Annotated in this window: 26 protein-coding genes; 16 read left to right on the top strand and 10 right to left on the bottom strand. The window is 61.8% G+C overall.

What is annotated here, in order from left to right; translation table 11 throughout:
- The first annotated feature begins 59 nt into the window (after positions 1 to 59).
- The 11 genes from HCZ30_RS08120 to HCZ30_RS08070 all read left to right on the top strand — a co-directional run bounded on the left by HCZ30_RS08120 (position 60) and on the right by HCZ30_RS08070 (position 11,508).
- Positions 60 to 689, top strand: a complete 630-nt coding sequence (locus tag HCZ30_RS08120) for a TRAP transporter small permease subunit (protein ID WP_167637780.1) — start codon at positions 60 to 62, stop codon at positions 687 to 689.
- Between the two features lie 11 nt (positions 690 to 700).
- The gene (locus HCZ30_RS08115) at positions 701 to 2,101 is read left to right on the top strand and encodes a TRAP transporter large permease (RefSeq protein WP_167637779.1); all 1,401 of its coding nucleotides are present in this window, start codon (positions 701 to 703) and stop codon (positions 2,099 to 2,101) included.
- 61 nt (positions 2,102 to 2,162) lie between these two features.
- On the top strand, positions 2,163 to 3,242 hold the full coding sequence (locus HCZ30_RS08110; protein ID WP_432442760.1) for a pseudouridine synthase: 1,080 nt from the start codon (positions 2,163 to 2,165) through the stop codon (positions 3,240 to 3,242).
- Between the two features lie 221 nt (positions 3,243 to 3,463).
- A complete protein-coding gene (locus tag HCZ30_RS08105) occupies positions 3,464 to 4,339 on the top strand; it encodes a 5-bromo-4-chloroindolyl phosphate hydrolysis family protein (RefSeq protein ID WP_167637778.1) in 876 nt (291 codons plus the stop codon).
- 12 nt (positions 4,340 to 4,351) lie between these two features.
- On the top strand, positions 4,352 to 5,542 hold the full coding sequence (locus HCZ30_RS08100; RefSeq protein ID WP_167637777.1) for a toxic anion resistance protein: 1,191 nt from the start codon (positions 4,352 to 4,354) through the stop codon (positions 5,540 to 5,542).
- Positions 5,542 to 6,513, top strand: a complete 972-nt coding sequence (locus HCZ30_RS08095; RefSeq protein ID WP_167637776.1) for a DUF2927 domain-containing protein — start codon at positions 5,542 to 5,544, stop codon at positions 6,511 to 6,513. Before HCZ30_RS08100 ends, HCZ30_RS08095 begins: the two co-directional genes overlap by 1 nt.
- Before the next feature lie 18 nt (positions 6,514 to 6,531).
- Positions 6,532 to 7,656, top strand: coding sequence for an SPFH domain-containing protein (locus HCZ30_RS08090; protein WP_167637775.1), 1,125 nt, complete (start codon positions 6,532 to 6,534; stop codon positions 7,654 to 7,656).
- A gap of 36 nt (positions 7,657 to 7,692) precedes the next feature.
- Positions 7,693 to 8,784, top strand: a complete 1,092-nt coding sequence (locus tag HCZ30_RS08085) for a zinc ribbon domain-containing protein (RefSeq protein WP_167637774.1) — start codon at positions 7,693 to 7,695, stop codon at positions 8,782 to 8,784.
- 68 nt (positions 8,785 to 8,852) lie between these two features.
- Entirely contained in the window at positions 8,853 to 9,770 is a 918-nt protein-coding gene (locus tag HCZ30_RS08080; RefSeq protein ID WP_167637773.1) for a carbohydrate kinase family protein, read from the top strand.
- Positions 9,767 to 10,204 (top strand): D-aminoacyl-tRNA deacylase, encoded by a 438-nt coding sequence (gene dtd, locus HCZ30_RS08075; RefSeq protein WP_167637772.1) that lies wholly within the window; start codon positions 9,767 to 9,769, stop codon positions 10,202 to 10,204. The genes HCZ30_RS08080 and dtd overlap by 4 nt, the downstream gene beginning before the upstream one ends.
- A gap of 248 nt (positions 10,205 to 10,452) precedes the next feature.
- On the top strand, positions 10,453 to 11,508 hold the full coding sequence (locus HCZ30_RS08070) for an aspartate-semialdehyde dehydrogenase (RefSeq protein ID WP_167637771.1): 1,056 nt from the start codon (positions 10,453 to 10,455) through the stop codon (positions 11,506 to 11,508).
- On the opposite strand, the gene HCZ30_RS08065 is transcribed toward HCZ30_RS08070, so the two are convergent.
- The 3 genes from HCZ30_RS08065 to HCZ30_RS08055 are packed head-to-tail and all read right to left on the bottom strand — an operon-like array spanning position 11,505 to position 13,515.
- Positions 11,505 to 12,296, bottom strand: a complete 792-nt coding sequence (locus tag HCZ30_RS08065; protein ID WP_167637770.1) for a metal ABC transporter permease — start codon at positions 12,294 to 12,296, stop codon at positions 11,505 to 11,507. The genes HCZ30_RS08070 and HCZ30_RS08065 overlap by 4 nt on opposite strands.
- Positions 12,296 to 13,045 carry a metal ABC transporter ATP-binding protein gene (locus tag HCZ30_RS08060; protein ID WP_167637769.1) on the bottom strand — a complete coding sequence of 250 codons (750 nt, stop codon included), beginning with the start codon at positions 13,043 to 13,045 and terminating at the stop codon, positions 12,296 to 12,298. Before HCZ30_RS08060 ends, HCZ30_RS08065 begins: the two co-directional genes overlap by 1 nt.
- Entirely contained in the window at positions 13,042 to 13,515 is a 474-nt protein-coding gene (locus HCZ30_RS08055; protein WP_167637768.1) for a Fur family transcriptional regulator, read from the bottom strand. Before HCZ30_RS08055 ends, HCZ30_RS08060 begins: the two co-directional genes overlap by 4 nt.
- 68 nt (positions 13,516 to 13,583) lie before the next feature.
- Between HCZ30_RS08055 and HCZ30_RS08050 the strand changes: the two genes are divergently transcribed.
- Both HCZ30_RS08050 and HCZ30_RS08045 read left to right on the top strand, forming a co-directional pair.
- A complete protein-coding gene (locus tag HCZ30_RS08050; protein ID WP_167637767.1) occupies positions 13,584 to 14,477 on the top strand; it encodes a zinc ABC transporter substrate-binding protein in 894 nt (297 codons plus the stop codon).
- Positions 14,478 to 14,568: 91 nt separating this feature from the next.
- On the top strand, positions 14,569 to 15,162 hold the full coding sequence (locus HCZ30_RS08045; protein WP_167637766.1) for a TetR/AcrR family transcriptional regulator: 594 nt from the start codon (positions 14,569 to 14,571) through the stop codon (positions 15,160 to 15,162).
- Here the strand turns inward: HCZ30_RS08045 and HCZ30_RS08040 are convergent.
- Both HCZ30_RS08040 and HCZ30_RS08035 read right to left on the bottom strand, forming a co-directional pair.
- Positions 15,153 to 15,845: an HAD family hydrolase gene (locus HCZ30_RS08040; protein ID WP_167637765.1), complete on the bottom strand. Its 693-nt coding sequence runs from the start codon at positions 15,843 to 15,845 to the stop codon at positions 15,153 to 15,155. The genes HCZ30_RS08045 and HCZ30_RS08040 overlap by 10 nt on opposite strands.
- Positions 15,846 to 15,848: 3 nt before the next feature.
- Positions 15,849 to 16,127 carry a DUF3572 domain-containing protein gene (locus HCZ30_RS08035; protein ID WP_432442759.1) on the bottom strand — a complete coding sequence of 93 codons (279 nt, stop codon included), beginning with the start codon at positions 16,125 to 16,127 and terminating at the stop codon, positions 15,849 to 15,851.
- Between the two features lie 78 nt (positions 16,128 to 16,205).
- Here HCZ30_RS08035 and HCZ30_RS08030 point away from each other — a divergent pair, with 78 nt between their 5' ends.
- Positions 16,206 to 17,585: a diguanylate cyclase gene (locus HCZ30_RS08030; protein WP_167637763.1), complete on the top strand. Its 1,380-nt coding sequence runs from the start codon at positions 16,206 to 16,208 to the stop codon at positions 17,583 to 17,585.
- Between the two features lie 2 nt (positions 17,586 to 17,587).
- On the opposite strand, the gene HCZ30_RS08025 is transcribed toward HCZ30_RS08030, so the two are convergent.
- The 4 genes from HCZ30_RS08025 to HCZ30_RS08010 form a co-directional block, all read right to left on the bottom strand.
- Positions 17,588 to 18,076 carry a periplasmic heavy metal sensor gene (locus tag HCZ30_RS08025; RefSeq protein WP_167637762.1) on the bottom strand — a complete coding sequence of 163 codons (489 nt, stop codon included), beginning with the start codon at positions 18,074 to 18,076 and terminating at the stop codon, positions 17,588 to 17,590.
- A 2-nt stretch (positions 18,077 to 18,078) separates the two neighbouring features.
- Complete coding sequence (locus HCZ30_RS08020; RefSeq protein ID WP_167637761.1) at positions 18,079 to 18,435, bottom strand: hypothetical protein; 357 nt, start codon at positions 18,433 to 18,435, stop codon at positions 18,079 to 18,081.
- On the bottom strand, positions 18,428 to 19,015 hold the full coding sequence (locus HCZ30_RS08015; RefSeq protein ID WP_167637760.1) for an RNA polymerase sigma factor: 588 nt from the start codon (positions 19,013 to 19,015) through the stop codon (positions 18,428 to 18,430). Before HCZ30_RS08015 ends, HCZ30_RS08020 begins: the two co-directional genes overlap by 8 nt.
- 73 nt (positions 19,016 to 19,088) lie before the next feature.
- The gene (locus HCZ30_RS08010; RefSeq protein ID WP_167637759.1) at positions 19,089 to 19,646 is read right to left on the bottom strand and encodes an EF-hand domain-containing protein; all 558 of its coding nucleotides are present in this window, start codon (positions 19,644 to 19,646) and stop codon (positions 19,089 to 19,091) included.
- A 212-nt stretch (positions 19,647 to 19,858) separates the two neighbouring features.
- Between HCZ30_RS08010 and HCZ30_RS08005 the strand changes: the two genes are divergently transcribed.
- Both HCZ30_RS08005 and HCZ30_RS08000 read left to right on the top strand, forming a co-directional pair.
- Positions 19,859 to 20,257: a DUF983 domain-containing protein gene (locus HCZ30_RS08005; protein ID WP_167637758.1), complete on the top strand. Its 399-nt coding sequence runs from the start codon at positions 19,859 to 19,861 to the stop codon at positions 20,255 to 20,257.
- 12 nt (positions 20,258 to 20,269) lie between these two features.
- Positions 20,270 to 20,953, top strand: coding sequence for an NUDIX hydrolase (locus tag HCZ30_RS08000; RefSeq protein ID WP_167637757.1), 684 nt, complete (start codon positions 20,270 to 20,272; stop codon positions 20,951 to 20,953).
- Here HCZ30_RS08000 and HCZ30_RS07995 read toward each other — a convergent pair.
- On the bottom strand, positions 20,950 to 21,987 hold the full coding sequence (locus tag HCZ30_RS07995; RefSeq protein WP_167637756.1) for an aldo/keto reductase: 1,038 nt from the start codon (positions 21,985 to 21,987) through the stop codon (positions 20,950 to 20,952). The genes HCZ30_RS08000 and HCZ30_RS07995 overlap by 4 nt on opposite strands.
- Between the last annotated feature and the right edge of the window lie 46 nt (positions 21,988 to 22,033).

Below are 22,033 nucleotides of genomic sequence, written 5' to 3'. Positions count from 1 at the left end.
CAGCTTTCCCCGTGCCGCCATTCGCAGCGCGGGGTTCAGCCTATGGAAAGGACCGCGCCATGGCCGGATCTGCCTCGGTTCTGGAAGACGACAGCATACTCAGCCGTCTGGACCGGAACTTCTACAAACTCGAAAAACTGCTCGCGCTCGTTAGTGGCCTGACCGTGTTCGGCCTGATGCTGCTGGCGGTGTTTTCGGTCTCGTCGCGTAATTTCTTCAACGACCCCCTGCCCGGATATGTGGACTGGATCCAGCAGGCGATGCCGCTGATCGCGTTCATGGGCATCTCGTTCACGCAGCGCGATGGCGGCCATATCCGCATGGATATGCTGGTCGGCAGGCTATCGGGCCGCCCGCTGTTCATTGCGGAATGGATCACCACGTTTGCGATCCTTGTCCTCATGGTCCTGCTGGTCTGGGGCTCCTACGCGCACTTCCAGCGCAGCTTTGACATGTCGATGCCGCTGTGGAGCCGTGACAGCACGATGGACATCGGCCTGCCGATCTGGCCCGCCAAACTGCTCGCGCCGGTCGCATTTTCGGTGCTGTGCGTGCGGCTCGTGCTGCAACTCGCATCCTACACCAAAGCGATCATCACGGGCGAAACCGAGCCGGTGGCCGTGCCTCTGCCGGTCGACGTCGCAACCCAAGCTGCACAAGAGGCCGAACAGGTCTCTGGTCACGACTAAGGAGACCGGACATGGAAAGTATTGAAATCGGTCTCGTGGTCTCTGCCGGACTTTTGGTCATGGTCATCCTCGGGATGCGCGTTGCATTCGCGGCGGGCCTCGCAGGTCTGACCGGCCTGATCTGGATTTTCTGGGCGAAGAAGGGCTATGACCCCGCGCAATTCATGTGGGCCTTGGAGGTCGCCGTGAAAACCGGCGGTCAGGTGCCTCATTCGAAGGTCGCGAGCCAAGCGCTGAGCCTCATCCCGACGTTCATCCTCATCGGCTACCTCGCCTATTACGCGGGACTGACCAAGGCGCTGTTTACCGCCGCAAAGCGCTGGATCGCGTGGGTGCCGGGCGGCATGGCGGTTGCGACCGTCTTTGCGACCGCAGGCTTCGCGGCAGTGTCGGGCGCGTCCATCGCGACCTCCGCTGTTTTCGCCCGCATCGCGATCCCCGAAATGCTGGAGGTCGGCTACAACAAACGCTTCGCGGCAGGTGTCGTGGCGGCAGGCGGCACGCTTGCATCGCTGATCCCGCCCTCCGCGATCCTCGTGATCTACGCGATCATCGTGGAACAGGACGTGGGCAAGCTGCTGCTGGCAGGCTTCATCCCCGGTGTCTTTTCGGCCATCGTCTACGCGCTGCTGATCATCGGCATGGCCATGACGATCAAAGGTTTCGGCCCGTCGGTTGGCGGTTTTACGTGGAAAGAGCGCTTTGCCGCCCTGCCCCCCGCCGCACCAATCCTGATCGTCGTTCTGACCATCGTGCTCTTCGTCTACAACCCGTTCGGCGGAGAGGCTTGGGGCACCCCGACCGAAGGCGGCGCGATCGGTGCGTTCGTGGTGTTCCTCATGGCGCTCTACAACGGAATGCGTTGGGGCGAGTTCAAAGGCGCGCTGCTGGAAACCGCAAAGCTCGCGGTGATGATCTTCACTATCATCTGGGGCGTGCTGATCTACGTCCGCTTCCTCGGCTTCGCCGACCTGCCGGGTGCGTTTTCGGACTGGCTGACCTCGCTGGAGATGTCGCCGATGCTGATCCTTGTGTGCATCCTGTTGGCCTATGCTGTGCTCGGCATGTTCATGGACGCCATCGGCATGATGCTCCTGACCCTCCCCGTCGTTTATCCCGCTGTCATGGCGCTCAACGGCGGAGAGATGGTGTCGGCAGCAGACAGCACCTTCGGCATGTCGGGCCCGATGTGCGCGATCTGGTTCGGCATCCTCGTGGTGAAAATGGCGGAGTTCTGCCTGATCACACCGCCCATCGGACTGAACTGCTTCGTGGTGGCCGGTGTGCGCGATGACCTGACCGTGCAGGACGTGTTCCGCGGCGTGACCCCGTTCTTCGTCGCGGACGGCATTACCATCGCCCTGCTCGTCGCCTTCCCGTCGATTGTGCTCTGGCTGCCCAGCTTGGCCTGACGGTGAGGTAAATTGCGCAAAACCTGCGCGGGACATTGAACTGCGACGCCGGAGTGGTCTAATGGGCGACATGAGCAACGAGACCCCGGAAGGCGACCGCATCGCCAAAGTTCTGTCCCGCGTAGGCGTCGCCTCGCGCCGCGAAGCCGAACGCATGATTGCGGAAGGCCGCGTGAAGGTGAATGGCAAGGTCATCGAGAGCCCCGCTCTCAACGTGACCGACAAAGACCGCGTGATGATTGATGACGCGCCGATGGCTGCTGCGGAACCCGCGCGCCTTTGGCTGTATCACAAGCCCTCCGGTCTCGTGACCACCGAACGCGACGAGAAAGACCGCCCGACGGTCTTCTCTGCCCTTCCCGAAGACATGCCGCGCGTGATGAGCATTGGCCGCCTCGACCTCAATTCCGAGGGTCTGCTGCTGCTGACCAACGATGGCGAGTTGAAGCGCCGTCTGGAACTGCCGTCGACAGGTTGGCTCCGCCGCTACCGCGTCCGCGTCAAGGGCGAGGCGAGCAAGCTGGACCTCGACCGTTTGCGTGCTGGTATCGACGTCGAAGGCGTCAAGTACCAGCCAATGCAGGTGCAGTTCGACCGCCAGCAGGGCGCGAATGCGTGGCTCACCATTTCGATCCGCGAAGGCAAGAACCGCGAAATCCGCCGCGCGATGGAAGCCATCGGCGCGGTCGTGAACCGCCTGATCCGCGTCTCCTACGGTCCGTTCCAAATCGGCAACCTCAAGGCTGGCGAAGTCGAAGAGATCAAGCGCCGCGTCCTGCGCGACCAGCTTGGCCTCGACGGTGACATGCAGCCGCTCGAAGAGCCGAAGAAAAAGCCCGTCCGCACCCGCCGCAACGAAGACGCCCACCCCAAGGGCCGGATCGCTGGCGGCCGGACCGTCGGCGGCAAATCGGCGGCGAAGTCTGGCAGTAAGCCCGCTGGCGGCAAGACTTTCAGCAGCAAACCGACTGACGGGCGCCCCGCAGGCGGCAAGACCTTCGGCAGCAAACCAACCGACGGTCGCCCCGCAGGTGGCAAAACCTTCGGCAGCAAGGCACCGGGCCGCAAGCCCTTCGGGTCGCGCGATGACGCAGGCCCCGCAAAGGGCCCGCGCAAGTTCACGCCGAAAAAGCCGCGCTAAGGCTTGCCAGACGCCCCCGTGCGGCCCATCCTGAACCCAGCGGTGGGCGCGCAGGGGCAGCATTTCCATGCCTTTACCTTGTTTGGGAGTGCCGAGCGCTTAAATGCGATCTGACACTTTATAACGAGGGACCGGATGCCTGATCCCGTTCGCCATATTGCTTACGGCCTGCTTATTTTTCTGCTCTTCGGCACCGTTGTCGGTTTCGTCGGAGGCATGTGATGGCGCAGCGCTATGGCGGCAAATACAGCCCCGATCCGCAGTCCCGCGACAATGTCAGCCCGTTTGAAAACCGCAAGGTCGATCCTGCCGGCGCACGCTCCAATGTGATGTTCGTGCCTGCGGGCTTGCTCGCGTTCTTTTCGGTCAAAGGCGGTGCAACTGCGCTGGCATTCGGGCTGCCTTCTGCGGCGGTGCTGGCGCTCGGCGCGTGGCTGCTGCGAGACGGCCTGCGCGCCGAAGCGGCCTATAACGCCCGCTCTATTGCCAAGCGCCCCGCCCTTCCTCGCAAGATCCTCGCCGGAGTTCTGACAGGCCTCGGCATTGCAGGGGCCGCGCTCAGCCATGGCTCCCCTTCTGTGGCTGCGGCGATCTTTGGCATTGCAGGGACTGCCCTGCACCTCGCCGCGTTCGGCGTTGATCCGTTGAAGGACAAGCGCACCGAAGGCGTGGATGATTTTCAAGCCAGCCGCGTGAACCGTGTCGTTGATGAGGCCGAGGTTTACCTCGCCGATATGCGCAGGACGATCGAAACGCTGAACGACCGCCGCCTCGACGGGCGGGTGGCTGCGTTCCAGTTTGAAGCGCAGCGGATGATAGACACCGTGCAAAGCGATCCGCGCGATCTGACTGGCGCCCGCAAGTACCTTGGCGTTTATCTGATGGGTGCACGCGATGCGTCGCTGAAATTCGCGGAGCATTATAGCAAAAGCCATGACGGGAATTCACGCGCCGAATACGAGGCGCTACTCTCGGACCTGCAAACCAATTTTTCTGCCATGACCGGCAAACTGCGCGAGAACAACCGCCTCGATATGGATATCGAGATCAAGGTTTTGCGTGACCGTTTACAACGCGAGGGCGTCAGGCCCGATTAACAGGAGAATACGATGTCCGAGAACGTCCGCGCAAAGGCCGAAGCCACCTTGGCCGAAGTGCAAAAAGTGACAGCCGCCGTCCTGCCTGAGCCCAATGCCGTCACCGTATCGCTCGATCAGGCGGACCAGCCGACGACCGACGAAATCTCGCGCCGCATGGCCGAAATCGACATCACGGACACCAACTCCATTGTGCGGTTCGGCAGCCGCGCGCAGGCCGAGCTTCAGCAGATTTCGCAAGCCATGCTGAGCGGCGTCAAGAACCAAGAGGTCGGCCCCGCGGGCAATTCCCTGCGCGAAATCGTGTCCACCATCCGCGGATTTTCCGTCAGCGAACTGGACCCCAACCGCAAGCCGTCCTTCTGGGAGCGTCTGATGGGCAAGGCCAAGCCGATGGCCAAGTTCGTCGCCAAATACGAGGAAGTGCAGGGCCAGATCGACCGTATCACCAGCGACCTGCTCCGCCACGAGCACGAGCTGATCAAGGACATCGAGAGCCTCGACCAGCTCTATATCAAGACGCTGGAATTCTACGACGAACTGGCGCTCTACATCGCGGCGGGCGAGGCAAAGCTGGCCGAGCTCGACAGCACCATTATCCCTACAAAGGATGCCGAAGTGCAGGCCGCATCAGAAGAAAACGGTGTCATGGTTGCGCAGGAGCTTCGCGATCTGCGTGCCGCCCGCGATGACCTCGAACGCCGTGTGCACGACCTGAAACTGACCCGTCAGGTGACAATGCAGTCGCTGCCGTCGATCCGTCTGGTGCAAGAGAACGACAAGTCTCTCGTGACCAAGATCAACTCGACGCTCGTCAACACTGTGCCGCTGTGGGAAACCCAACTGGCGCAGGCCGTGACCATCCAGCGATCCGCCGAAGCCGCCAGCGCCGTGCGCGAGGCGACCGATCTGACGAACGAATTGCTGACCTCGAACGCCAAGAACCTCCAACAGGCGAACGCCACTATCCGCACCGAAATGGAGCGCGGCGTCTTCGACATCGAAGCTGTCAAACTCGCCAATGCCACGCTCATCGCGACCATCGACGAGAGCCTCAGCATTGCCGACGAAGGCAAGCGGAAACGTGCCGCCGCTGAGGCAGATTTGCAAAAGATGGAACTCGAACTGAAATCGGCACTAGCATCCGCGAAGTCGAAAGCCGATGGTAGCAGGGCAAACGAAGGAACTTCGACGGGCGCCTGATGAATAGAACCACCGGACTCGCGGCAGTACTTGTCACCACACTGCTATCGAGCTGTACGAACCTGTCCCCCGACAGCGTGGCCGTACCGCGTGCCGCCGTGGCACGGAGTCCGGAGGTCGCCACCACCCAGCCGCAAACGGTATCGATCAGCACCCGCCCTGCATCGACCGCCAGCACCCAGCTTGCGACCTACTACCGCCGTCTGCAAAACGATCTGGTGAACCAGCATCTGATGCGCACGGACGGCGGCAGCGTGGATACGCCGTTCACCGATACGCAGTTGGCGACCGGGTTCATCGACGTGGCTCTGCACGACGAATACACCAGCGACGGCACCACCCTGCGGGCCCAAGCGACCGCAACCGCGCTACGCCGCTGGGAAAACCCGATCCGCATGGCGGTCGAATTCGGCGCGAATGTCGCTAGCGAAGACCAGTTCACCGACTACGCGATGGTGAACGACTACACCCGCCGCCTGTCGAGCCTGTCGGGCGTGCCGATCACCATGACGAACAGCCGCCCGAATTTCCACGTGCTGTTCCTTGACGAGGACGACCGCAAAGGTGCCGCCGCGCGCATCCGCGAACTGATACCCGGCATCGAACATTCCTCGCTCGACTATGCGCTGAACCTGCCCCGCGAACAGCTTTGCCTCGTGATCAGCACGTTCAAACCGGACGGCGTCACTTACAACAAGGCCCTCGCCATCATCCGCGCCGAACACCCGACGCTGATGAAGCAGGCTTGTGTTCACGAAGAACTTGCGCAGGGTATGGGGCTCACGAATGATAGTCCGCGTGCCCGTCCGTCTATTTTTAACGACGATGAAGAGTTCGCGTTACTAACAGGATACGATGAAATGCTACTTCGGATACTGTACGATTCACGCTTGAGGGTCGGCATGACCGCCGACGAGGCAGGCCCGATCGTCCGCCGGATAGCGAGTGAGCTTACTGGTAACGCGACCTGAGCAAGAGGAGCCTTTGGTATGGGCATTCTGGATTTTCTGTCCGGTCAATTTATTGACGTCATCGAGTGGACCGACGACACCCGCGACACGATGGTCTACCGCTTCGAGCGCTACGGCCACGAAATCAAGTACGGTGCCAAGCTCACGGTCCGCGAAGGTCAGGCCGCGATTTTCGTGCACGAAGGGCAGCTTGCCGATATCTTCCAGCCGGGTCTCTACCAGCTAGAGACGAACAACATGCCGGTGATGACTTCGCTCCAGCACTGGGACCACGGGTTCAAGTCGCCGTTCAAGAGCGAGATCTACTTCGTCAACACCACCCGCTTCGGCGACCAGAAGTGGGGCACCAAAAACCCCATCATGATGCGCGATCCGGAGTTCGGCCCCGTCCGCATCCGCGCCTTCGGCACCTATGCCATCAAAGTCGCCGATCCGGGCCTGTTCCTGCGCGAAATCGTTGGCACGGACGGCGAGTTTACCTCGGACGAGATCAGCTTCCAGATCCGCAACGTGATCGTTCAGGAATTCAGCCGCGCCATCGCGTCGAGCGAAATTCCCGTACTGGACATGGCCGCTAACACCAAGGATGTCGGCGATCTGGTCGCGAACGCCATCGCGCCGACGATTGCGCAATACGGCCTGTCGATCCCCGAATTCTATATTGAAAACATCAGCCTCCCCGAGGACGTGGAAAAAGCGCTCGACGCCCGCACATCGCGCGGCATCGCTGGTAACCTCGACGACCATATGAAGTGGCGCGCCGCCGAGGCCATGAACAACCCGAACTCCGCCGCAGGTAACGCGATGGGTCAGGGTATGGGCGCCGGCATGGGTATGGCGATGGGCATGAACATGGGACCGTGGGGTCCGATGGGCGGCCAGCAGCAGCCGCAAGCCGCCGCCCCCGCCGCTCCGCCGCCTCCGCCGGTTGAAACCGTCTGGCACATCGCGGAAAACGGCGCGACCACCGGCCCGTTCAGCCGCGCCGACCTTGGCCGTATGGCTGGCGGTGGACAGTTGACCCGCGAAACGCTCGTGTGGTCGGCGGGCATGTCCGGCTGGACCAAAGCAGGCGACATCGCGGAACTCGCTCAGCTGTTCACTGTGGCACCGCCCCCTCCGCCTCCGCCGCCCGCAGTCTGAAACGAGCCGAACGTCCGCGCATAACGGAGCGATCAGATGGTCGAAGAACAACACCGCTTCCCTTGCCCGAGCTGCGGCGCAGACATGCGTTTCGATCCGGGCCAGAACCGTCTGATCTGCGATTTCTGCGGTCATACCGAGGTCGTCGAAAAGGGCCTCGAGAAATACGCCGAACCGATCCGAGAGCTCGATTTCAATGCGGCCATGAGCGAACAGCTCCTGCCTCACGAGATCGAGGAGGTGCGGATCAGCCCCTGCCCCAATTGCGGTGCGCAGATCGAAATTCACGAAAAGGATCACGCAACCACCTGCCCGTTCTGCGCCACCCCCGTTGTGACCGACACAGGCTTGCATCGTCAGATCAAACCGCAAGGCCTGCTGCCGTTCTTACTGGACGAGCCGCAAGCGCACGCCGCTATGAACAAATGGATGGGCCGTCTCTGGTTCGCGCCGAGCGGTCTGACCGAATACGCCCGCAAGGGCCGCAAGATGAACGGCGTCTATGTGCCGTTCTGGACCTACGATGCCGACACACGCACCAAATACACGGGCCAGCGCGGCGATGACTACTACACCACAGAAACACGCACGGTGAACGGCAAGACCGAAACCTACCAGCAACGCCACACCCGCTGGAGCCATGCCTCGGGCCGCGTAAAGCGCTTCTTCGATGACGTTCTGATCCTTGCGTCGAACTCCCTGCCGCGCAAACACACCGACGCGCTGGAGCCGTGGGAGTTGAAGTCGCTCAAGCCCTACGACCCGAACTTCCTCGCCGGCTTCAACGCCGAGGGCTACCAGATCCAACTGGATGAGGGTTTCCAGAACGCCAAGAAGGTCATGGAACACCAGATCCGCCGCGATATCGAACGCGACATCGGCGGCGACCACCAGCGCATTAGCTCGATGGATACGGTGCACAGCGACATCACCTTCAAGCACGTCCTGCTGCCGATCTGGCTCGCGGCCTATCGCTACAAAGGCAAATCTTACCGCTTTGTCGTCAACGGACAGACCGGCAAGGTAAAAGGCGAGCGGCCCTATTCGGCGATCAAGATCGCCTTTGCGGTGCTCGTTGTCGCACTGGCCGTCGGTGGAGTCGCCTACTACGCCGAATACATGCAGTAACGCTTGACTGGCAGGTCGTTTCACGGCACCCACGGCGAAACCGTTATCGCTACCAGAAAGAGGCCAAAATGATCCTGTGCTGTGGTGAAGCCCTTATCGACATGCTGCCCCGCACTTCGACCGAAGGCGAGGCATGTTACGCCCCCTACGCAGGCGGCGCCGTCTTCAACACCGCGATTGCGCTTGGCCGTCTCGGCGCGCAGGTCGGCTTCTTTTCAGGCATTGCCCAAGACATGATGGGCGAGGTTCTGACCGACACGCTGAAGGCGTCCAAGGTCGACATCTCGAACGTCGTTCTGGCTGATCGTCCGTCGACAGTCGCGTTCGTCAAACTGGTCAACGGTCAAGCGACCTACGCGTTCTATGACGAAGGCACCGCTGGACGTCTGCTCGCCATCGAGGACCTGCCGAACGAAGTCACCGCTGATGCGATGTTCTTCGGCGGCATCTCCCTGCCCGTCGAGCCCTGCGGTGCGACTTACGAGGCGCTTTGCCTGCGCGAAGCCCCCAAGCGCGTCATCATGATGGACCCCAACATCCGCCCCGGATTCATTCGCGACGAAGCGGCCTACCGCGCCCGTATCGAGCGCATGACCGCAGCTTGCGACATCATCAAGCTGTCCGACGAGGACCTGAACTGGCTCGTCGGCGAAGGCGACCTGATTGAGAACGCCCGCAAGATCATCGCCAAGGGTCCGAAGCTGGTTTGCATCACCGAAGGCGCGAACGGCTCCTACGGAATCACCGCCGATAACGTCGTCTTCGTGCCTGCCAACAAGGTCGAAGTCATTGATACCGTCGGCGCCGGTGACACGTTCAACGCAGGTGTTCTGGCCTCGCTCCAGTCGGCTGGCAAGCTGTCGAAGGACGACATCGCGTCGCTGGATGAAGACACGATCAAGGCCGCATTGAGCCTCGGCAACCGCTCTGCCGCGATCACCGTCAGCCGCGCGGGTGCGAACCCGCCGTGGAGCAACGAACTGTGAGAGCACTTGTCCAGCGCGTTTCCGAAGCATCCGTAACAATCGACGGCGCAGTGGTCGGCGAGATCGGCCATGGCATGCTCGTTCTGGTCTGCGCCATGGAAGGCGACACCGACGAGCTTCCCGCCAAACTGGCTGCTAAGCTCTCGAAAATGCGTATCTTTCAGGATGAAGCAGGCAAGATGAACAAGTCGCTCGTCGACGTGGGCGGCAGCGCCCTCATCGTCAGCCAGTTCACCCTGTCCGCAGATACCTCGCGCGGCAACCGCCCCGGATTTTCCACTGCCGCCCGCCCCGCCGAGGGCGAGCGCCTTTACGAGATGTTCAAGGACGAGGTTGCTAAACTCGGCATCCAGGCCGCCTGCGGCCGCTTCGGCGCCGACATGCAGGTGTCCCTGATCAACGATGGCCCCGTCACCATCTGGACCGAGGTCTGAGCGCAGCCGCGCGCAATGCGAAAATAATATTTGCATTGCGCGCCGCTCTTCGGCTAACCAAACGCCATGACGATCCTGATGAACAAAACCATGACCACCAAAATGACCACCGCTTCGGCGGGGGTGCGTTTCGCGTGGTCGGATGTCACGATCTAAGCGAAACCAACCCCGCCGGAGCCGGACGGGGTTGAAAGCAAGATAATCACAGCGTTCCCCGTCCTCCTCCCGCCAGCCTGCCGGAGAGACCCATGAACGTACAGCAATCCATTCCACCCTTGCCAGTGATCGCCGTTGTCGGCGCAACCGGCGCTGTGGGTATCGAAATTATCAACTGCCTTGAAAGCCGCGATGTTCCGGTGGGCGAACTGCGTCTGCTCGCCTCGGCCCGCTCTGCCGGTCAGCACCTGCCCTTCCGTGGCAGCGATGTGCTGGTTCAGGAACTGACCGAGCGCAGCTTCGATGGCTGCAACATCGTGTTCTTCTCCGCAGGTGCTTCGGTGTCTCGCAAGTACGCTCCTCTGGCTGTCGCTGCGGGTGCAGTCGTGGTCGACAACTCGTCCGCGTTCCGCATGGACCCGAACGTTCCGCTGATCGTGCCCGAAGCCAACGGCGGCACCATCGCGCCTCACGCCGGCATAATCGCCAACCCCAACTGTGTCGCCGCAATCGCCACGACCGCGCTCGCACCGCTGCAACGCTGCTGGGCGATCACGCGCCTGAACATGGTCACCTATCAGAGCGCATCCGGCGCAGGTGCTGCCGCGATGGACGAGCTGCGACAAGCGACCGCCGCCGCCGTCAACGAAGAGCCGTTCGAGCAGCAGATCATGCCGCACCCGATGGCCTTCAACCTCTTCAGCCACAACGCCGAGATCGACCCCGAAACGGGCTACAATGGCGAAGAAACCAAGGTGATTGCCGAGACGCGCCGCATCCTCGGCCTGCCCCGTCTTCCTGTCGGCATCACCTGCGTTCGCGTGCCTGTGCTGCGCGCGCACTCCATCGCGCTGTCGGTCCGTTTCGACGGCTTCGTGTCGCCGGAATCCGTGCGTGACAAGCTGTCGAATGCGCCGGGTGTGCGGGTCGTCGATGACATCGAGAACAACCACTTTCCGATGCCTTGCGAGGCAAGCGGCATTGAAGATGTCCTTGTCGGCCGCATCCGCACCGATCTGATCGACCCCACGGGCCAGACCATCGCGATGTTCATTTCGGGCGACCAACTGCTGAAGGGCGCGGCGCTCAACGCGGTTCAGATTGCCGAGAACCTGCTGGCCCAACAGGTCACGTCGCAGGCCGCTTAAAGCCCCCGCAGGCGGCGCACGAACAGCGCCGCCGCAAAGAACACGACCGAGACCACGACGATAGATGGACCGGCGGGCGTGTCGGCTTGAAACGACAGGCCGATCCCGCCGACCGCACTGGCCGCACCGAAGCCGATAGAGGCAAAAGCCATCGCTTCGGGCGTGCGCGACAGGTTGCGGGCGGTCGCGGCGGGAACGATCAGCAGCGCGGTGATGAGTAGCGCTCCGATCACCTTGATGGCCACGGCGACCACGGCAGCAAGGAGTAGCGTCAGGATGATTTGTTGGCGCTTCGGATCGATGCCCGCAGCATAGGCCAGTTCTGGCGAGAGCGTCGCGGTCAGCATTCGCGACCACTGCCTCCATATAACAAGAGCCACTAGTGCAGCGCCGATCCAGATGACGGCGAGGTCGGTTTTGCCGACGATCAGCACGTCCCCGAACAGGTAGCTTTCAAGGTTGATGCGTGCGCTCGGCACCAAGGAAATCGCCACAAGGCCGGTCGCCAACGCTCCATGCGCCAGAACGCCAAGGATCGTGTCGACCGCGATCTGGCGGTTGGTCAGCGCAAAGATCGACAATGCCATCAGCAGCGCCACAGCGCTCACGCCGATCAGGGTGGAGAAGCCGAACGCGAGCGACAGCGCCACGCCGAGGATCGCCGCGTGCGCGGTCGCGTCCCCGAAGTACGCCATGCGGCGCCAGACGACGAAACAGCCCAGAAGGCTCGCCGCGACCGAGGCACCGACGCCCGCCAGAATGGCGCGGATGAGAAAATCGTCCAGCATCAGTGGTGGTGCCCTTCGTGGTGGTCGTGATCATGCGCGCAGTCGTGCGAATGGTCGTGGTCGTGACGGTAGAGCGCCAGCGCGCCGCCCGTCCCCGTGCCGAACAACTGGCGATACGCAGGCGCGGCAGAGACGACCTCGGGCGTGCCTTCGCAGCAGACGTGACCGTTCAGGCAAATGACGCGGTCGGAGGCGCTCATGACGACGTGCAACTCGTGGCTGACCATCAAAATAGCGCAGCCCATCTGGTTCCGGACGTCCTCGATCAGTCGGTAGAACGCCGCCTCGCCAGGTTGGTCGAGGCCCTGCGTGGCTTCGTCGAGCAACAGAATATCGGGCGCACCCAGCAGAGCGCGGGCCAGCAGGACACGTTGCAACTGCCCGCCCGACAGACCGTCGAGCTGACGTTTGATCAGCTCCGGCACGCCGGTGCGCTCCAGCGCGGCCTCTGCTTCCACATCGCTCACACGGCGCGGCAGGTCGAGGAAACGGCGCACGGTCATCGGCAGCGTTGCATCGACGTGGAGCTTTTGCGGCACATAGCCGATTCGCAGCCCGTGCTTGTGTTTGACCGACCCTGCGGAGGGTTTCGCCGCATTGATCAGTGCACGGAGTAGCGTCGACTTACCTGACCCGTTGGGGCCAACGATGGTGACGATCTCACCGCTGTCGATATCGAAATCTACGTTTTGCAGAACGGTTTGCGCGCCGTGGCGCACCGTCAGACCGCGAGCGGAAATCAGGCTCATTCGGAGTCCTTGCAGTTCTGGCAGATGCCCTCGGCCTCGATCACGGTCTTTTCGATAGTAAAGCCCGCCTGCTCCGCAGGCGCGCCGAACGTCTCGGGCATGTCGGCCTCGGCCACTGTGTTGCACGAGCGGCAGATCATGAAAGCGGGACTGTGCGTGGCGGCGGGGTGCGAGCAAGCGACAAAGGCGTTCAGCTTTTCGATCCGGTGGGCAAAGCCCTGCTCCACCAGAAAAGACAGCGCACGATAGGCCACGGGCGGCTTGGAGCCCAGCCCTTCGGCGTCCAGACGCGCGAGCACATCGTACGCACCCATCGCTGTATGCGCTTCGAGTAAAATCTCCAGCACACGCTTGCGGACGGGGGTGAATTGAACACCGCGCTCGCGGCATTGGTCGGCAGCCGTATCCAGCGCCGAGGTGATGCAATGGTGATGGTCGTGCGGAACGAAGCCGCTGATCTGTTCTGTCATTTGCGCACTTGTTATACTATAACACTGCCTTTATACCCACCGCTTGTCCGCAACACAAGAGGCCCAAGATGATTCGTATGTCCGCTGTTTTCGCCCTGCTCGCCACCACTGCCAGTGCTGATCCGCTGACGATTGTGACCGATATCGCGCCCGTGCGTTCGCTGGTCGAGGCCGTTGCGGGCACCAGTGCGGAGGTCGGCGTTCTGCTCCCGCCCGGTGCCAGCCCGCACGACTATGCCATGCGCCCGTCCGAGGCGCGGATGCTGACCAACGCGGACATCGTGTTCTGGGTCGGCGAAGGGCTAACGCCGTTCCTCGAAGCGCCCGTCGAGTCGCTGGCAGCCGATGCAACAAGCGTCGAATTCCTGCACGCGGAAGGGTGGGAACCGCTTCCAATGCGCGATTTCCATGACGAGGAAGAAGGCCACGACCACCATGATCACGGCGACCTCGACCCGCACGCGTGGCTGTCGCCGGACACCCTGATTGCTTGGGCCGGCATCGTCGCCGACACCCTTTCCGCGACCGATCCGGACAACGCAGAGACCTATCGCGACAACGCCGCCGCCTTTGTGACCGAGGTCGATGCCGCCAACGCAGAAGCCGCCGCATTGCTGGCAGACTTGAAGGACGGCAAATACGTCGTGTCCCACGACGGGTTCCAGTATTTCGAGGCCGCTTTCGACATGCCCTCGACCGGCATGATTGCGTTGTCCGATGCCTCGAACCCCGGCGCTGCGCACCTTGCCGCCCTTAAGGACCGCGTGGCGGAGGAAGGCGTGACGTGCATTCTGACCGACACCCAGACCAACCTCGGGTGGGCCGAACTGGTGGGCGAAGGACAGGATGTCAGCTTTGCCGTGGTAGATCCGCTCGGCGCGGCGCTGCCCGCTGACGGACATCAGGCAACTGCCATAATTCTGGACACGGCGAATGCCCTTTCCGCCTGTCTGAAAGGCTAGTCACGGGGCATTCGTATGACCTGCCCGCCGTTTTCTTGATGGTGAACCGTATACCTCGTTACACTTCGAGCAATGCGGGCAGGAGCACATGATGCACCAAGAAAAACAGGCCGAACGACGTATCCAGATCGAGACGGCAGCCTATGGCTTGCTGGCGCTCAAGGGATACAAGGCGACCTCGATGCTTGAAGTGGCGAAACGGGCCAAAGCGTCAAACGAGACGCTCTATAAATGGTACGGGAACAAGCAGGGCCTGTTCCTGTCGATGGTCGAGCGGAACGCCGAAACTTCGCTCGAACAGCTGCAATCCGCGCTGACTGATGACGCCTCGCTACCGGACATTCTGCTGGCTTTCGGACCTGAGCTTCTGAACACCCTCACCGGCCAACGCGCCGTGGTTCTGAACCGCGCGGCAGCCGGTGACGTGCATGATACGGGGATGCTGGGGCGCACGTTGGCCGACGCGGGCCGCGCGTCGATCATCCCCCTCCTCACCCAGATTTTCGGCCGTTTCATCGAAGACGGCACGCCCGAAGAAGCGGCAGAGATTTACTACGACCTTCTGATCGGCGACCTGCAAATCCGCCGCGTCATTGGCTCGGTACCGTTGCTCAAAGATGAGGAAATCAACAGCCGCTCGCGACGCGCTGCTGACCTCACCCTGCGCCTGATCGGTCAGGGCTGAGCACGCACCCACTCCGCCAGATCGCCAATCGACGGCAGAACTGCATCGGCGTGAGGCGCCAGCTCGGGCTCTTCTGCGATGCCCGTCAATACCGCCACGACCTTCATCCCCGCCTTGCGCCCCGCTTCAAGGTCATGCGTGCTGTCGCCCACCATCACGCAATGTTCCGGCGCGACACCGACCTGATCGCAGAAGGCAAGCAGTTGTCCTGTCTCGGGCTTGCCGCCGAACCCGCTGTCATAGCCCGCAATGAAATCGAAACCAGACGCGACGCCCGACCGGCCCAGATGAGCAAGCGCAGAGCTTTCGCCGTCATTCGTCGCGACCCCGACCTTGAGCCCCATGCCTTTGAGTTCGCTCAAGAAGTCCGACAAAGGCACGGACTCCACCTGCGGCGCGACCGCGGCCAGCGCATTCAGGCGGTCCATAAAGTTGTCGCGCTTTTCTTCGGGAATGAGCGGTAATAGGACCTGCGAAACCTCGTCCGCTGTCGACGCGATGACGATGCTGTCCTTGCGGAACGTCTCGTTCTCCAGATCGAAGCCGAGCACATCAGCAAGCGTCGCGCCGTGCGCCGCATCCTCGGCCTCCTGCTCCAGTAGGCTTTTGGTCCAAGCGCCCCACGTTGCGTTGAAATCGTAGAGCGTTCCGTCTTTGTCGAAGATGATTCCGTGGATCGGCATAGTTTAGGTCCAGTGCATGTGTTGGCCGCCGGGCAGTGCGGCGCGGGCTTCCATTAAGGTCGTGTAGGGCACGTTCAGCGCGTCGCAGCAGTCCACGATCCACTTGTCGTCCATCGTGATGAACTCCAGCACCGACAGTAGAAATTCGGGCTGACCCGCCTGATTTTTAACGTCATCGACCGACACGCCGGTCGATCCCATAAAGATCGGCATCAGCTCTTCGTTGCTCGCCAGCCAAGCCAGCGCCTGCAAGGCAATCGTTTCGCCCTGTTCACGTTTCATTCCCATTCTCCGTCTGCGGGAAACTGTTTCTTAACTCTTTTGCCCGAGAGTGCTTCAAACGCACCTTAGGAGACCTTTATGTCAGGTCGGATTCTCATTCTCGACAGCGTGGCGACGAACCGCATCGTTCTCAAGGTCAAACTCTGCTGTGCCCACTACAGCGTTTATCCCTGCGCGTCGATCAACGAGGCGCGGCGCGTCATGGATGAGGTGCCGATTGACCTCGTGCTGGCCGATGTGAGCGACTGTAACGGTCTGAAGGCGCTCTGCAATTCGCGGATTGGCCGAGATGGCAACGTGAAGGTGCCGATCATCGGCATCGGCAATATTTCCTCCCCTGAATTGCGACTGAAGGCGCTGGAACTCGGCGTCGACGAAGTCCTCCCTCGCCCGCTCTCCGACATGCTCCTTCATGCGCGCATCCGCAGTCTGCTCAGAGCCAGCGAAGCCGACGCGGAGCTGCGCCTGCGCAATGAAACCAGTCAGGCGTTCGGTTTCGCCGAGGTGTCCGAGCCCCTGATCCTGCCGAACAAGGTCGCGGTCGTCGGCGTTGCGTCTCCGACGACGATAGGACTGTCCCGCGCGATGTCGCAAGCCTTGGGAACGCAGGTGAAACTGCTGTCACCCGAGCAGGTGCATCAGGCAGGCTCAGACACCGAGCGTCCCGATCTTTTCATCATCGACAGCCGCCACGCCGACGGGATGAGCAACGACGGACAGCTTTTCCAACTGATTGCCGACCTTCGAAGCCGCCCCGAAAGCCGCCACGCTGCGCAGCTCGTTATTTTGCCGCACGATGCCAGCAACCTCGCCGCTATGGTGCTTGATCTAGGTGCCGATGATGTCGCGATGCGAGATTCGCTGATGGCGGAGCTGGCGATCAGGACCAAGGCGCTCCTGAAGCGCGTCGCGCGCATGAAGAAGCTACGCGATACCGTGCGCACCGGGCTTGAGGCGGCTGTCACCGACGAACTCACCGGCCTCTATAATCGTCGCTATGCGCAGCCTTACCTCACCGCTCTGACCGAACGGGCGAACCAGAAAGATCAGGACTTTGCGCTGATGATGCTGGACATTGACCATTTCAAAACGGTGAATGACACCTTCGGGCATGTCGGCGGGGATGAGGTTCTGCGCACTGTGGCCGACTGTATCCGCAGCAACGTCCGCGCGTTCGACCTCGTGGCGCGGATCGGGGGCGAAGAATTCCTCGTCGCTATGCCGGAAACATCCATCCACAACGCCCAGCGCACTGCAGAGCGGGTCCGCAATCATATCGAGGACACCCCGATCATGCTGCCTTGCGGACGTGAAGCACGGGTTACCATGTCGATCGGGGTGGCGATGGGAACAACAGCGGACAAGGACTTTACCACCGTGATGTCGCGTGCCGATGACGCGCTCTATCGTTCCAAATCAATGGGCCGCAACAAGGTCACCCTCGTCACGGCCGCGTAAGTTTAGTGATCGTCCCGATCGGGGCCACCACGCCCCCAGTCGCGGCGGTTCAAGCGCTCGACGAAGGCTTTGCGCTCGTCGGCGGACATCTGGTCCAAACGATCAAGCATCGCCTCCTGCCCTGCTTGCATGACCTCGAACTGGCGGTCACGCTGCTCGGTAAAGAGCGCCTCAAGCACCGAACGATCAAAGGGTTCGGAAATAATGGCGGCAGTGAAGGCATCGCGCATAGCGTTGAGGTCTTCGCGGCGCGGGGGACGCAGGTCTTCACGGCCGCGCAGGTCATCGCGCAGCGCGCGGCGGTCGTCTTCATCCAGCGCGGCACCGACAGCGCCAAGGCTGAAACCGTAGCCGCCACTGAACGAACGCGGGGGCTTGCCCTTCGCGATCCCGCCGACAACCAGACCGATAATCATCATGTTCAGCGCGAGCGATGCGATCAGCAGGATACGCAGTCCCAGACGCATACGGGATTTAGGTTTCTCGGTCATTTTCAGCCATCGACTCCCAAGACATCCTCGCTCGCAAAGAGCGAGACAGACACGCTATCGCCAAAAAACGCGTTCGTCACATTATCAAGCGAGGACGGAGAAACAACACCGACCCAGACCCCCGCCGCAGTTGCGGCAGCCAGCCCGCTCGCCCCGATCCAGCCGCCAACGGCATCCCAGATCGACGCGAAAAGACCTCCACGCACCGCGTCGGCAGGTGGGACTTCGGCAGACACCATGTCGATGTCGCCGAAGAGCCGCGCCATGAAATCCGGCGACGGTTCGGGGTCGGCCTTTCGCGCACTCGCAAAAAGGGCGTCCAGTTCGAAATCATCTAAGTGGTCGTGTTTGTCAGTCATTGCCAAACCCCAGTTCCGCCTTACGGCCCGCCAGTATCTTGGCGAGCGTCCGTTTTCCTCGCGCCGTAAGGCTTTCTACAGCCTCGACGCTGATTTCCATAATCTCGGCAATCTCGGGATTGCCGAGACCTTCCAGATGCCTGAGCGACACGGCCTGCGCCTGCCTGTCCGGCATCTCGGCCAGCGCGTCAGAGAGCGCCTGAAGCCGAGCATTGTCCTGCATCCGGTCCGAAACCGACGGCGTATCGTCAGCCGGTTCCGCTATCTCGTCTATGCCCACCGAGCGTTTGCGTTTGCGCAGGCGGTCGATGCAAAGGTTGCCGACAACGCGGTAGAGCCACGTCGACACCTGCGCTTCGCCCTGCCGCCATTCGGGTGCGACCCGCCAAAGGCGCAGCATCGCTTCCTGAACGACGTCTTCGGCTTCGGCCCTGTCGTGGAGCAAACGGAACGCCTGGCCGATCGCGCGCGGCGCGAGCCGTGTCGCCAGCAAACGGGCAGCGGCCTGATCGCCGTTTGCAAAGGCGACCAGAAGTGCCTCATCGGGCGCACCGGCAAAGTGGTCAAAGGCCATATCCATCGTCCGTCAGAGCTAAACGTCTTCACGCTCCGGCGCAATCGGCGGCGCAAGCACCGCCGATTGTCTATTGGTGTTACTCAGTGGTTTCAGTGTCAGTGTCGGCCTGACCGCGGGGGCCATGACCTTCGCCGCGCTCAGCGTGATCACCGCCGCGCGGGCCGTGGCCCTTGCCGCGCTCACCGCCGTGACCGCCCATACGCTCGGCAGCCGCTGCGAATTCTTCTTCGGTCAGAACGCCGTCGCCATCCGCGTCGACACGGTCGAACATGGCAGCCGGACCGCGACCATCTGCGGGCTGCATTTCGTCAGCCGACAGGGCGCCGTCGCCGTCAGTGTCCATGCGCTCCAGCATCATGGCGGCGCGGTTGGTGGCCATTTCGGCCATCTGCGCCGAAACCATGGCTTCGAGTTCAGCTTGCGACAGCACACCGTCTCCATCGGTGTCGGCTTCGGCGAACTTGGTGCCGGGGATCGATTCTAGCTCTTCGAGTGTCACCGAACCATCGCCGTTCACATCGAGGGTCGCAAAGTCCATCGGCGCGTGACCACGCATACCGTTCGGGCCAGCAGCGAAAGCAGCAGTTCCAAGCAGAGCGGCAACGACGGATGCGAATACGATCTTGTTCTTCATTTTGTTCCCTTTCGAGGTTGTCTGAACCCCGGGCCTCAACTCCCAAGGTGCCCTTAGAACGGGGGTGCCTACGACTTCCGTCGCATTGACCCAAATTTTTTTCACACACCCGCAAATCAGCGGAGGTTTGCGACATCCGGACGCGGCGACGGTCTGCCCCCTTTATTTTGCAGCCAAGAAATAGCATTTGGGTTGAACCGCAGGAGAACCGGATGACATTCGCCGCCATGACCGATCTGGAAGAACGCCCCATGAAGACCGCGCTTTTGCGTGGACTGCGCCGCCGTTGCCCCAACTGCGGTGAAGGACATATGTTTACCGGCTACCTCAAAGTGACCGACCGCTGCCCCTCCTGTCAGGAAGAGCTGTCGCACCACCGCGCGGATGACGGCCCTGCCTATCTGACCATCCTGATCGTGGGCCACCTGATGGCCCCGACGATCCTGTGGGTTTTCGAAAAATTCCGCCCCGAACCGCTGGTGCTGGCCACCATTTTCACGGTTGGATGCGTTGCGCTTTCACTCTACCTTTTGCCGAGGATGAAGGGCCTGATCGTTGCGATCCAATGGGCCAAGCGCATGCACGGTTTCGGAGCCAGCGCCTCATCCTGAACGGGAGGGGCGATGACCATCGACAAGACCACAATTCGCGACGCCGCCACGATTATCATCGTGCGCGACCGCCATACACGCCCATCCGTTTTGATGGGCCAGCGGGGCGAAGGCGCGGTTTTTATGCCGAAAAAATTCGTCTTCCCCGGCGGAGCGGTCGATCCGAACGACAGCACGGTGCCATTTTCCGCACCCCTGACTCCGGTTTGTGAAAAGCGCCTGATGGAGGCGAGCAGCGCCAGCCCTCACACGCTCGCCGCCGCCGCGATCCGCGAGCTGTGGGAAGAAACCGGCCACATCATCGGGCAGACGGGCGACTGGCCGGATGCGCCGCAGGGATGGCGCGGCTTTGCGAAGGCGGGGTATCTGCCCGACGCCTCCGCCCTCACCTATTTCTTCCGCGCCGTGACGCCGCAAGGCCGCCCTCGCCGTTTTGATGCGCGGTTCTTTGTGGCAGATGCCGAACGCCTCGCGACCGACCCTGACGATTTTTCGCGGGCGGAGGACGAGTTGGAGCATTTGCAGTGGGTGCCGCTGGAGAACGCGCGTCAGTACGACCTGCCGTTCATCACCGAAGTGGTGCTAGCGGAGCTCGAGCGGACCATCAGCAATGACGGCCCGCCCGAGGATATTCCGTTCTTCAAGAACGATGACGAGGCGCACGCTGTGGCGCGCCTCGGTCGGGAGCTCGATTAGTAAGGCAGCGGCCACGCTTTATGCGCTGCCTCGATGTCGTCCAGCACGTCCTGCGACAGAACGAGATCCTTGCCTGCGAGGATAACTTCGAGCTGACCGACATTGGTCGCGCCGAAGATCGCCGAGATCGGGAACGGACGGGTCGCCTGCCACGCCAGCGACATCTGCACCGGATCGAGGCCATGCTTTGCCGCGATATCGAGGTACGCCTGCGTTGCATCGAACACGCGGTCGGTCTTGCGGCCACCGAGGTCCCCGTTAATGTACATCCGCGAGCCTTCCGGCAGCGCGCCGTTCTGGTACTTACCCGTCAGCAGGCCGCAGCCCAGCGGCGAATAGGACAGCAGCGTGACGTCCTCGTGGACCGAAACTTCGGCCATGTCGGTGTCGAACATGCGGTAGAGCAGCGAGTATTCGTTCTGGATCGATACCATGCGCGGGCCGCCGGTTTCTTCGGCCGCATCAAGCCACTTCATCGTGCCCCATGCGCTTTCGTTCGACAGACCCATGTGGCGGATCTTGCCCTCTGCAACCAGTTCCTTGGCCGCTTCCATGACGCCGATCATGTTCGCCCACTCGGCTTCCTTGTCCTGCTTGGACGGATCGAAGGTCCAGTTCTGGCGGAATGCGTAGCTTCCACGGTTCGGCCAGTGCAGCTGGTAGAGGTCGATGTAGTCGGTCTCCAGACGGCGCAGCGAGTTTTCAACCGCTTCGCGCATATTGGCCTTGCTGAAACCACCCGGACGCAGGATCGCGCTGTCCCCGGAGATTTTGGTGGCAAGCACGACCTCTTCGCGGCGACCGGTCTTGGTGAACCAACGGCCCAGCGTCTCTTCGGACATGCCAGCGGTTTCTTTCTTCACCGGATTGACCGGATACATCTCGGCCACGTCGAGGAAGTTGATACCAGCGTCGAGGCTCATGTCGATCTGGCGGTGCGCATCTTCGTCAAGCGTGTGGGTGCCATAGGTCATCGTACCGAGGCAGAGGTCCGAAACCATGACATCGGTGTTCCCAAGCGGGATCATTTTCATTGGGAAATTCCTTGCAGCTAAACTTTGCGCGCAGCCTAACCCCGCA

The sequence above is a fragment of the Marivivens donghaensis genome, assembly GCF_011806565.1.
GTDB lineage: Bacteria > Pseudomonadota > Alphaproteobacteria > Rhodobacterales > Rhodobacteraceae > Marivivens > Marivivens donghaensis_A.
Note: the sequence above shows the minus strand (reverse complement) of the source record. Positions and strands in the feature narration are given on the sequence as shown.